The organism is Streptomyces pathocidini, assembly GCF_001418495.1.
Classification (GTDB): Bacteria; Actinomycetota; Actinomycetes; order Streptomycetales; family Streptomycetaceae; genus Streptomyces; species Streptomyces pathocidini.
This window is the reverse complement of record NZ_LIQY01000263.1, coordinates 1-11377: the sequence shown is the minus strand read 5'-3', so window position 1 is coordinate 11377 and position 11377 is coordinate 1. Positions and strand designations below refer to the sequence as shown.

Genomic DNA, 11377 nt, shown 5'->3' with positions numbered 1-11377 from the left:
TCAGCACCACCCGGGTGGTGTCCTCGGCTGTGGGCGGGGTGACGACGTAGGCGAGCGAGCCTTCCGGGTGCGCGGCGCGGGCGGCCCCGATCTGGTCCGCCAGTGAGTGCTGCTGCCCGGCCGCGTGCTCCACGCGGAGCTCGTCACCGTAGACGAGCTGATCGAGCTGCGGGGTGACCGTGTAGGCGAGCCCGGTCAGCGCGGCCAGGAACAGGAACGGGGCGACGAAAACACCCGCGTAGAAATGCAGACGCCGCAACAGTGCCCACACGCCCTGACGGGACCGGAGAGGACGGGTGTTGGCGGCGGGTGTCGACGCTGGTGCTTCCTCTGCCGTGGTCGCTGTGGACCAGTGCGGATCGTCGGGTGCGGGCTGAGGTGGACTGTCAGGTATCACGGACATGCGGGAACCTCCCTGGGCGCGCCCGTCAGCGCAGGCTGGGGCACACGGGCGAAAGTCGTCTGGTGAACACCGCCGACGGCGGAGCGAACACCGGCCCGACTCAGCCCCGCAGGAGTGCATGCGGCATCGCCGCACGGCGCGTTCCACTGCCGCGCGGGGTGATACGACAGGTCAGGCCGGAGCAGGCCCGGGAGGACCACGCAGCGGACAGCAGCGCGCGAGCACAACACCGTGCGGCAGCGGCACGACCAGCGGGCCGCGCAAGCGCGGCCGCGGAACAGGCACCAGGGCCGGAGCGACCCAGAACAGCAAGATCGGTACAACGAGGGCGGCCAGCCGCCTGAGCATGCTCTCCCCGTGGACAAGGCAGACGGAAACACCCAGAGCGGCCAGTCCGTGCGCCACGGTCATGCTCGCGGGCATCGGATGGACGCCGCTTTGGCCGCTCATGTCCATGTGCGTGTCCAGGGCACCCATGTCCATGTGCGCGCCCATCGAGCCTGACGCCATGGAAGGCTCCATCGCCGGCATCGAGGCGCAGTGGAAGACGAGGTGCAGGACGAACTGGATGGAGCCCATCGTGAACACAGTGACATCGAAGCGACGCTGCGGCCCGGACAGTCCCACGCCGACCGCCGCCAGCACGACGAACGCCGCCGCGAGCCAGCCGATACCAGGAAGCTGACCGCCTGCCAGGACGTGGCTGACGCCACCGAGCAACAGGGAGGACACCGCGCACAGCAGAGCGCCGAACGCCCGCTTCACGACCCGCCCTGATTCACGCACCCGGACAACCTACCCGCCCGATGCGCGTCCCCAACCAAGGGCTGCGCCTTGCCTTCTGCCTCCGCGCTGCTCCAGGAAGCGCTGACCGAGACGGCCCAAGAGCGCGAAGGACACGGAGCTGATGGGAGCGGGCGGACTGCTCCATGCCCGCGGCGTTGGCCGGCTCGGTGGACAGGCGGGGGCCTTCGCGCAGGCGAGCCAGGATCAGCAGCCAGGACGGGTCGCCAGGGCCTGAGGGTTTCGGCGACCTCGGGTGGTGGTGAGCGGGGGTCAGCCGGGTGAGCGACCCCCGCTCACCACCCCAGTTTGTTGCAGTCTCAAGTAGGTGGGTTGCCGAAGTAGACAGACAATCCACGATTCCCTGGATTCAGGATTCCATGTATTGTCGTGGTGTGCTGACTGTTGCTACTGACACCGAGGTCCTGGCCCGGTTCGGCCGCGCGCTCGCAGACCCGATCCGTTGCCGCATCCTGCTCGCCCTGCGGAAGGCCCCGGCCTATCCGGCTGATCTCGCCGAAGCCCTTGGCGTCTCCCGCACCCGGCTGTCGAACCACCTCGCGTGCCTACGGGACTGCGGCTTGGTCGTTACCGTCCCCGACGGACGCCGCACCCGCTACGAGCTGGCCGACGAACGTCTCGGCCACGCCCTGGATGACCTGCGAACCGCCGTGGTTGCCGTCGAGACCGACCGCACATGCCCGGACGCCGACGACAAAGGGTGCTTCTGATGACTGCGATATCCCTCGAGCCTTCCCCAGCCCGCCGTGACGCGCTCGCCCGCCGGATACGCCTACTGGTCGCCACCACCATCACCTACAACGTCATCGAAGCAATCGTCGCCCTCACCGCCGGAACCCTCGCCTCCTCTACCGCCTTGATCGGCTTCGGCCTGGACTCCGTCATAGAGGTCTCCTCAGCCGCCGCGGTCGCCTGGCAGTTCTCTGCCCGACAGCACGCCGAACGCGAAGCACGCGAAAAGACGACCCTGCGTATCATCGCAGTGTCGTTCTTCGCGCTCGCCGCCTACGTCAGCGTCGACGCCGTACGCGCCCTGACCGGCACCGGAGAGGCAGAACGCTCCATTCCCGGCATCGTGCTCGCCGCCGCCTCCCTCGTAGTCATGCCATTCCTGTCCGCCGCCCAGCGCCGCGCGGGCCGCGAGCTTGACTCCGCCAGCGCGGTCGCCGACTCCAAGCAGACACTGCTCTGCACTTACCTGTCGGCCGTACTCCTGGTCGGCCTGGTCCTCAACGCAACTCTCAGCTGGTCCTGGGCCGACCCCATCGCCGCCATCGTCATCGCCGCCATCGCTGTCAAGGAAGGGCGTGACGCCTGGCACGGCAAAGGCTGCTGCGCACCCTCTGCCACGACATCCCCGACTGCCCCCGCTCAGGTTGAGGACACGTGCGGCTGCCAGCCTGGCTGTGACTACTGCAACTGACGGTCCGCCGGCGAGGTGGAAAACAGAAGCAAACCTGGGGAACGTCGCGAGCGCGGGTGGGGAATTTCAATTTCAAGAAGTCTCATCAGGAATCGGATTCCAGCACCATGTCCAGGCAGAACGTAGTCGGACTCGTGCCACCTCTCCCCCGCCTTACTGCGGGCAGCTGCCTGCCGCATGCCGTACGCGAACTTGCGGGCCCGGGTGCCGCCCGGCTGGGCACATGGACCCGCTCACTGAAACCGGCCGTCCTTGCGTTTGGTGATCGCCCCCACGCCGTTCGGGTTGCGCTTGGGCTGGCCAGCCATCAGGCAGCCGCCTCCAGTTCGTGGGAGATGTGGTCACTGAGGGCTGGCCGATGGGCCTCGGGTGTCTTCGAACGGGTCGGAGCGGCTGAGGAACCCTCCTTCGGAATACGATTGCCGCTCCGGCCAGGCAGTCCGTGGATCAGCTCGCTGCCTTGCGCCAGGTGAGGACAGCTTCGCTTTCCATGTATGAGGTGGAGAGATGGAGTTGATGATCCCTCAAAACTGCCATTCGCGTCTGAACACTTCCGACGAGTGCCCGATCGCTTCCTATCTGAACCCGGCATTCGATTTGGTCGCCACTGATGGCGGCGCAGCCAGCGTAGGCGATGAACTCGGGCAGAGGGAACGAGCCCGCAGCTGGCGGCGCTTTCGACAGTCGAATCATTGCCAGGAGATGATGGTCAGGCGAGTAGCAGAGCATTCCACTCACGTCTGGATTCCGCAGAGTGATGGTGGAGCCTGGACGCGTGACAGTAACAGTCTCCAGCGTCCAGGTCCCTACCAGTTGCGCGGCGCTGAGGACCATCATCCCACCTGCAAGTAGCTGGGCATGTCAGCGGGAAAGGCATCGTTCCCCCACAGCGTCAGGGAGAGCGTCAAGGCGAGCAAGACCATGACATTCGCCAAGCCAATGGCCGCCCCAAGACTGACCCAATTAGAGACCCTGCGGGGTAGATACTCACGACCTTGAAGGATCCAGACGTCGCGGCCCGTTCGCCGGGACTTCCAGATCATCAGAACCGGTGGCAGCGAGAGAACGAACGGGAACACCAGGATGTTGGCGAGTGGGAACTGGTACCAGTGCCCTGAAAAGACGGTAAACGTCTGACCCACGCCTGCGTAAGCATAGCCTGCCCCGGTTTTCACCCAGATCGGATCCAGGATCGCTTCAAGCACGGCTCCGACTGCCACTGTTGCGATGATGACGTGCGTCAGGCTCCAACGTGCCATCCCACTCGACGACTCCTGACCTCTCATCCGATCGAAGATGGCGATCGGGATCATCGCCCACAGGATGCACAGCATGTATCCCAGGCCGGTGGCGGAGATGAAGACCTCGGCTTGTTCCTCGACGTAGGAGGATTCCCATCCGGGAATGTATGGCCCCCACGTGGCAACGTTGAGGGCATACCGATTCTGACTCACGTGTACGTCACCGTAGTTGGCGATAGGGTTGGCCCAGACGGTGAACGCGAGGCCGAGATACAGCAGGGCGAGAAAGGTGGGACGCCCCTCGCGGCGGCTGGCCTTCAGGAGAATGACGGCGACGATGATTGCACCTACGGTCACTGCAGCCTGCACGGCCCACGTAACGATTTTCTGCGTGGTCGATATTTCGTAACCACCGGACGGCATTGCGCGCAAGCCGCCATCGGAGATCCAGCGCGAGAAGATCACCGCTTGGAAGGCGACGAAGACAAGACCAGCAGCAGACCAGAAAGCGATGGGCGACCGAAGGAACTTCCGCCAGGAAGTCGCGGGGTTCTCCGCGATGCTCAGGTCTGGTGCTGGTGGGATTTCCTTGGACATCTCAGGTCTCCGGAGTGTGCTGCCTGGAAGGCTTGGATGGTTGGCTGGAGGAGATCAGGTGTTGTCCCGTTGATCACGATTTCATCGGCTCCGGAATCCAGGTACCCGTGGAGGAACCGGGCGCATGCTTCGGCGCTGCCGGCAACCGTGGTGGTCTTGAGCCAGGTCGGGGGAAGGGTGCGGCTGACGTCTGCCAACTGATGCCGCAGGAACTCCTGGTCGGCGAGTTCTCGGCCCAGGTGAGCGAGAGCTGGGTGAGTGCGCAGTTGCTGCAGCGGAGCTGGGTCCCAGCCGTTAGCGCGGGCGATGAGCTCGCCGTAGCCCGGCGCTTGCAGGTATGTGACGGCCCGCCCACCGATGACTGCGTCTTCGTCCTGCGGCGTCAGATCGGGCGCAATCAAGGCACTGGCGTACACGCGGACTTCAGCGGGGTCACGGCCCGCCTTTCGGGCCGCATCCCGAACTGTGGCCGCCGAACGGGAGACAGCTTCGGGGGTCAGCATCGGATGGAGGACGACGCCATCGAAGTGCGCACCTGCCAGCCTCAGTGACCGTGGCCCGATCGCCGCGAAAAGCAATTCCGGTGGGGCAAGATCCGGGATGTCCGCCATGCGCATGCTCGGAAAGGACCCGGCGGGGCCGTCATAGCGGACGGTCTCTCCCGCCCACAACCGGCGCACGATCGCGACGTGATCGATGATGCGCTGAGAAGTGGGATAGGGCAGGCCCAATCCGCGACCGACAGGAAAGGCTCCTGCGCCCCGGCCGAACGCCAACGCGAAGCGCCCGCCGGTCAGCGCCTGAAGTGTCGACCCGAGCGAGGCCAGCCCGATCGGGTGCCTGATCTGGAAGTCGGCGACGCCAACGACCCTGATCCGACTGGTCGGTTGTGCCACAGCTCCGGCCAGGGATGGCAGGTCTTTGGTCCCCCATCGCTCGGACAGCCAAACGGTGCCGAGCCCTGTTCGCTCCGCTGTGACGGCCTGGGTGAGACCTGGTCGCGGATCGGGCACCCGTCCGGGGAGTACGACGGCACCGAGCAGCCCAGCGTTCCGTTCACAGCGCTCAGTCATCACGCACTCCCACGACAGGGTTTTCGCGTGCGTCGTGACGGTTGTGGAGGACTCTGACCAGCAGTCTGGGGTGAAGGAGCCCCGGCAACGGGGCTGCGAACGTGACCACGCGGGCTACGGTGCGGGCCATCTCCGGGTCGTATTCCGCCGTGGCCAGCAGTCGCTTCAAGAAGGGGGCGACCAGCTGGACGTGGAGGGGGCGCCGGCCTGGCACCTCGGATATCAAATGGTCCATGGTGCTTGAGAGCGTCCAGAGCAGGGTGATGTTGGGGGCGGCGCGTCGGTAGAAGCGTTGAGGGAGGCGTCGGCCGCCGGCTTCAAGCGTCGATGCCAGAGCTTTGGCCTGGAGTGCTGCTGAGGTCATCCCGATTCCGTAGATCGGGTTGTAGCTGCACACGGCGTCGCCGAAGGCGATCAGCCCTTCGGGCATGCGGCTGATCCGCTCGTAGTGGCGTCGGGTACTCGCAGGGAACCCGAAGGTGTGGATGTCGTCGAGCGCGGGTGACGCGGCGAGGCGTTCTGCGACTCCTGCGGGTGCCAGGCGGGCGACGACTTCATGGAAGCTGTGGCCGGTGCGGTGCGGCGCGTGCGCCCCGTAGCCGCATGCTGTGACGATCCATGTGCCGTTCTCCTGTACCCCGATCATCAACCCGCAAGGGCGGTCCGCGTGAGGCCCGTCGAAAAAGAACCGGTCCTTGCCGAGGACGTCAGCAGGGAGCTGGTAGTGGCGGCTGGCGTAACCGACGTCGATGCGCATCCGGCTTTCCTTGGGCCTGGGATAGCCAAGCCGGTCGAGCCAGGACAGTGCCTGTCCGGCCTTGCCAAGTGCCGCCACCACCAGGGTCGCGGGGCGTTTCACGCGCTCTCCGTCGGGCGTGGCCAACTGGACCCCTGTGATCCGGTCTCCATGAGGAGTCGCCGTGAGTGCCTGCACCGTGTGCCCGTCGAGGAGCCGCACGTTTGGCAGGGCAAGCACTTTGCGTGCGATACGGGATTCGATGAAAGGACGGCTTGCAAAGGCCATGCTGATGTCAGCAGGACTCTGCAACAGCGTGTAGCCCTGGTACGAAATCCGGGTCTCGGAGAGGAACTCGACAGACGCGGCGCCATCAGCCAGCAAGTCCTCAGCGAAGCCCGGCACAAGGTCCTCGATCGCTTCGTGTCCACGGGCAAGGAGCCCGTGGATATGGCTGCCCTGTGGGACGCCGGGACGCACCTGACCGGACTGGCTCAGCCGGTCCCTCTCAATGATTGTCACCGTCTCGCAGGAATTGGCGAGCACTCGGGCGGCAAGCAAGCCGCTGATGCCTGCGCCGATGACGATGACCTCGGAATTGGCGTTCACCACACCCCCACGTCACAGAGCGATCGCCGCTGAACCCACCACGGCTATGTACCAGTACTCGAAGAAGCGGTAGGTGCGGTGGTCGTATCCGGGATCGTTCTGCCGCACAACTCGGAAGGCGATGGTCCAGCACAACGCGGCGGTCAATGCTTCGGCGAGCCAGGACGGCCAGTCCACCCCGGAGGCGCGGATCAAGAGAAAGTGGACGACGAGCGGCAGCAGAGCGAAGCCCACCAGGAGGAACCTGCGAGTAGCGAGTTCACCGACAGCCATGGGAAAAGTCGTCCTCCCATCGGCTACATCGCCGTGCATGTCACGCAGATCCTGAACCGGTATCAGGAGGAGGACCGAGATTGCCAATGCCAGGATCCACCGCCATGTTTCACCGGTGACCGGGGTCACCATCTGCCATGCAGGGCCGAGCATCATTGGCACACCACAGGCGATGACGAAGTCCTTCACCATCCAGCTCCGTGCACCACGTGCCAAGTTGTGCAGCAGCAGCGTCAACGCCTGCCAGACAAGCGCCCACAGCCACACGCCCAGGGCCACCGCAAGCACGAGGAAAGCGATGTTGGCGATGGCGGCTCGGATGGCAGTGCCCCGCCGGCTGGCCTCTCCCGAAACCAAGGGCCGGAACGGTTTGTTGAGTCTGTCCTCCCGCACACCAGTGAGCTGGTTGGACAAGCAGAAGGTGTAGATATAGAGCCAGAAATACACCAGCGAGGCCGCGAACATCAAGGCGAACGTGCCGGGAGACAGCCGGTAGTGGTAGCTCACAGCAATCGTGAACAGGATGCCGGGGTAGAACCCGACTGGATCGTTGCGGATAAACCGCCAGCTCAGACTCAGCTCCATCATGAGATTCCGGACCAACCGCCACACGGCCCTCGATAGGCCAGGAGCGGCACTCGCCGGCTGGGCAGTGGGAGGAGTAAGCGCGCTGCTGCGTGTCTTCACGCTCGATCACCCCGCGTTGATGTGTATCGCGAACCTGCTGGGACGCAGGGTTCCCGGGGAACTGGCCGGACTGGCTTTCCGAGGGACGGGGTAGACCGGAGTGGGGCCTGTCCGCCGAACCGCCCGTCATCGCTGCCCAGCACATCCGACAAAGCCTGATGGGGAAAGCTTCACCACAACGGCGAAGTGTTGAGCGTGTTGAAATCCGCACAGCTGCCCGACTGGCCAACGTAAACGGAAGACAGACTCAAGCCCCAGGCGACTCCTCGCTTACAGGAAAGGCCGTACATGCCACACCGGTGCGATCGGGGCCGCGGCCGGAGCACCGTACAGGCCGTAGATGTCGAGCAGTCGGCGTCTGGAGCCCTGCTCTCCTCAACTCCCCTCCTCCGTCGCGTAGTCCGCCCAGATGCGGGGTGGGAGGGTGTTGCCATGTTGGGAGTTGCGGCCCGCTACGCCTGACAGCGGGAGGAGTTGGGGGGTGTCCGGGGTGGTACGGAAGAGGGTTATCGCCGTGGAGAGGGTGTCCGTGGAGGCGACGAACCAGGCCGCGCGGAGGCGGTCCTGGTCTACCGTGCGGCCCGCGGCGAAGGGGGCGCTGCGGGTGGAGATGTTCGGGTCCATGGATTCGCCGGCCTCGGAGCCGGCCTCGTTCAGGGCGCCCAGGACCTCGTCCGCCACCTGGGCGTCCATCGCCCGTTGCGCCATCGCGCGGTCCTCGAAGCCCTTGACCCGCACGCCGTCCTTCAGGACCTTCGTCACCGAGTACGGGTCGTGCCGCAGGCCGTGGTTGACGAAGGTCGTGTAGGCGGTGGCCATGCGGATCGTGCTGGGGGTCGAGGTGCCGATGGGGAAGGTGCTCTCCAGCTCCGCCATGCTGTCCTTCAGCAGCCCCGAGCGGACGGCGGTCTCCCGTACCTCCTCCAGGCCCACCTCGCGGCCGAGCCGCGTGTACGTGGCGTTGCCGCCCTGTGACAGGGCCTGGCTGAGGGTGGGGTGGGAGGCGTCGGGCCCGGCGCCGATCAGAAGATCCGGCCGTCCGGGGAAGGTCTGGTCCATCGGCCGGCCGTCCGCCGGGGCGAACGGCCCGACGGCCGACGCCGAGCGCAGCGAGCCGTCCTCCGCGTAGTAGCTGTCCGCCGCCACGTTCTGCCGTGCGCCGCCGCTGCCCGGCTGGGCCTGCGCCCCGTACTGGAGGGCGGCGGCGAGGACGAAGGGCTTGAAGGCGGAGCCCACCGGTACGCCCGAGGTGTCGGCGTTGTTGACGAAGTGGCGGGTGGCATCCGGGCCACCGTAGAGGGCCAGAACGGCGCCGTCGGAGGGGCGTACGGAGGCGGCTCCGACCTCGACTCCCCTGTCGGCCGGGCGCTTCTTCGGGTCGATGTTCTTCTTCAGGACTCCGTTGACTGCGTTTTTCAGTTTCCCCATCCGCTTCTTGTCGAAGGTGGTGTGAATGCGGTAGCCGCCGTGGGCGAGGTCCCGGTCGGTCAACTTGCTGTTCTGCTTGATGTATTTGTTGGCGACGTCGACCAGGTAGCCGGTCTGGCCGCCGAGGCTGGTGGCCGTGGACTGCTTATGGGGCTCCGGGAATTCACGGTGTTTCGCGCGCTCCGACGGGGAAATCAGCCCGGCTTTCACCTCGCGGTCGAGAATCCACTTCCAGCGCTCCCGGGCGCGTTCGTGGTTTCCGCCGCTGATGGCCGGGTCGTACTGCTCGGCCCCTTTCAACAGCGAGGCGAGCAGGGCGCCTTGGCTCGGGTCGAGCTTGCGGGCGGGGATTCCGTAGTAGGCCTGCGCCGCCGCCTCGATGCCGTATGCGCCGCGCCCGAACCAGCTGGTGTTGAGGTAGCCCTGAAGGATCTCGCTCTTGCTCTTCGTCCGGTCCAACTTCAGTGCGATCACGAACTCCTTGACCTTCCGGGAGGCGGTCTGCTCCTGGGAGAGATAAGTGTTCTTCACGTACTGCTGGGTGATGGTCGAACCGCCCTGGGTCTCCTGGCCGCGCACCGCGCTGAGGGCGGCGCGCAGGATTCCCGTGGGCGAGACGCCGGAGTCGCTGTAGAAACTCTCGTTCTCGGCGGCAATCACCGCGTCCTGCACAGACTTCGGCACGTCCGACAGTTGGACGCTGTTCCGGTTGACCGCCCCCAGACTGACCATCTGCGTGCCGTCTGCCCAGTAATAGGTGTTGGCCTCCTGGCGCGCGACCGCGTTCTCGTCGGGAATGCCGACGTGCGTGTACACATAGCCGCACAGACCTGCCAGGCAGGCCGTACCGAGCAGAAAGGCGCTCAAGAGCTGCCGCCAGGAGGGGATCCAGCGGCGCAGCCCGCGCCTGCCCTGGCGGGGGTAGTCCAGGAAGCGCCCGCGCGCCACCGCTTGCGCCCAGCGGCGCCGCCGCCCTCTCGTGCACCCGTGCCTGTCCATGACGCTCACTCCTCGACGCGCCAACCCGCGCGAAAGTTGATGACACGTAAGGAGAGGGGATGGAGCGCGGCGAAGGTTGATCCGAATCGTCAGCAAATGGTGTGAGGTGGCCCCCAGGAGGCACGGCTTTCCCTCGCGTCCCGCCTCAACAGGCAGTGAACTCTTGCCGAAGGGTCCCCCTTGCCCGGCCCTCGGCCGCCCCCGCGCCCGTATGGTCTGCGCACCCCCATTCCCTCTGCGAGGTGGCCGTGGACGACTTTCCGTGGGACGTGACACTGGCTGTCCTCGGTGTGGTCGTGCCGATCGGCGCCGCGCTGTACGAGTTCGTGGTCAACGGGCGCAAGCGGCTGGGCTATCGGGTGCAGATGGACACCATCGCCACCGACGCGGTCCACTCCCAATACGCGGGCGCGCTCCAGCAGTTGCGGGAGGCGGACGGTACGCGGCTGGTCGCGCCCTCGTTCGTCCTGCTGCGGATCGAGAACAACGGCGCCACCCACATCGACACCAGCGACTACGCCGTCCTGGACGACGACAAGGTGGGCATACGGCTCAGCTTCCCCGGGCGCCGGGTCGCCGGGATGGTGGTGACCGAGCTCAGCGACGACTTCCTGCGGCCCTCCTTCAGTGAGGACTCGGGGCTGCGGGTGCGCAACGGGGTCGTCGAGCTGCCGAAGGTCCCACTGAACCGGGGCGCGCACTACAAGGTGCTGGCCGCCCTGGAGGCCACGTCCCAGGACGGCCGCGTCCCCGCGGACTTCGAGGCGCCCGAGATCGTCGGCGGCATCAAGGGCGGGGTCGGCAACGGGGGCATCCAGGAGACCAAAAGCCGTACGGGCACGTCCTGGCAGGCCATCGCGCTGGTCTGCTTCCTGGTGCTGGTGATCCTCGCCCAGGTCACCGTCTCGCTCACCGGGAAGAACAGCTCGGCCCCGCTGGACTGCGCTTCGGGGAAGGTCGCACTGACCGGGTCGACCGCCTTCGCGCCGGTCCTGCGCGAGGCCGCCGAGTCGTACGCGAAGACCTGCCCGGAGGCGGAGTTCGCGGTCGAGACGCGGGGCAGCGCGGAGGGCGTGCGCGGGCTGGACCGGGCGGGGCGGGAAG

The 11377-nt window shown here is 66.3% G+C and carries 10 protein-coding genes and 2 pseudogenes; 3 read left to right on the top strand and 9 right to left on the bottom strand.

The window, feature by feature from the left end; all coding sequences use genetic code 11:
* The 3 genes and pseudogenes from AOK16_RS14295 to AOK16_RS28280 form a co-directional block, all read right to left on the bottom strand.
* The coding region (locus tag AOK16_RS14295; protein ID WP_420865383.1) for a PepSY domain-containing protein at window positions 1–259 on the bottom strand (259 nt) is incomplete at its 3' end.
* A 315-nt stretch (window positions 260–574) separates the two neighbouring features.
* Window positions 575–1168 (bottom strand): hypothetical protein, encoded by a 594-nt coding sequence (locus AOK16_RS14290; RefSeq protein WP_055472647.1) that lies wholly within the window; start codon window positions 1166–1168, stop codon window positions 575–577.
* A gap of 115 nt (window positions 1169–1283) precedes the next feature.
* Window positions 1284–1409 (bottom strand): annotated as a pseudogene (locus AOK16_RS28280) (ArsR family transcriptional regulator); the annotation flags it as partial.
* Between the two features lie 172 nt (window positions 1410–1581).
* Between AOK16_RS28280 and AOK16_RS14285 the strand changes: the two are divergent.
* The gene (locus AOK16_RS14285; protein WP_055472646.1) at window positions 1582–1917 is read left to right on the top strand and encodes an ArsR/SmtB family transcription factor; all 336 of its coding nucleotides are present in this window, start codon (window positions 1582–1584) and stop codon (window positions 1915–1917) included.
* The gene (locus tag AOK16_RS14280) at window positions 1917–2630 is read left to right on the top strand and encodes a cation efflux transmembrane domain-containing protein (protein ID WP_055472645.1); all 714 of its coding nucleotides are present in this window, start codon (window positions 1917–1919) and stop codon (window positions 2628–2630) included. The genes AOK16_RS14285 and AOK16_RS14280 overlap by 1 nt, the downstream gene beginning before the upstream one ends.
* A 447-nt stretch (window positions 2631–3077) precedes the next feature.
* Here AOK16_RS14280 and AOK16_RS29265 read toward each other — a convergent pair whose 3' ends face one another.
* From AOK16_RS29265 to AOK16_RS14255, 6 genes are all read right to left on the bottom strand, one after another.
* Window positions 3078–3464, bottom strand: coding sequence for a lipocalin-like domain-containing protein (locus tag AOK16_RS29265; protein ID WP_420865384.1), 387 nt, complete (start codon window positions 3462–3464; stop codon window positions 3078–3080).
* The gene (locus AOK16_RS14275) at window positions 3464–4468 is read right to left on the bottom strand and encodes a spirocyclase AveC family protein (RefSeq protein ID WP_055472644.1); all 1005 of its coding nucleotides are present in this window, start codon (window positions 4466–4468) and stop codon (window positions 3464–3466) included. Before AOK16_RS14275 ends, AOK16_RS29265 begins: the two co-directional genes overlap by 1 nt.
* Window positions 4435–5541 (bottom strand): TIGR03857 family LLM class F420-dependent oxidoreductase, encoded by a 1107-nt coding sequence (locus tag AOK16_RS25600; protein ID WP_079101371.1) that lies wholly within the window; start codon window positions 5539–5541, stop codon window positions 4435–4437. The genes AOK16_RS14275 and AOK16_RS25600 overlap by 34 nt, the downstream gene beginning before the upstream one ends.
* A complete protein-coding gene (locus AOK16_RS14265; protein WP_157859214.1) occupies window positions 5534–6886 on the bottom strand; it encodes an FAD-dependent oxidoreductase in 1353 nt (450 codons plus the stop codon). Before AOK16_RS14265 ends, AOK16_RS25600 begins: the two co-directional genes overlap by 8 nt.
* A gap of 12 nt (window positions 6887–6898) precedes the next feature.
* Window positions 6899–7747 carry a UbiA family prenyltransferase gene (locus AOK16_RS14260; RefSeq protein WP_055472641.1) on the bottom strand — a complete coding sequence of 283 codons (849 nt, stop codon included), beginning with the start codon at window positions 7745–7747 and terminating at the stop codon, window positions 6899–6901.
* A 474-nt stretch (window positions 7748–8221) separates the two neighbouring features.
* Complete coding sequence (locus AOK16_RS14255; protein ID WP_079101370.1) at window positions 8222–10273, bottom strand: transglycosylase domain-containing protein; 2052 nt, start codon at window positions 10271–10273, stop codon at window positions 8222–8224.
* A gap of 248 nt (window positions 10274–10521) precedes the next feature.
* Between AOK16_RS14255 and AOK16_RS14250 the strand changes: the two are divergent.
* A pseudogene (locus AOK16_RS14250) lies at window positions 10522–11377 on the top strand (substrate-binding domain-containing protein); the annotation flags it as partial.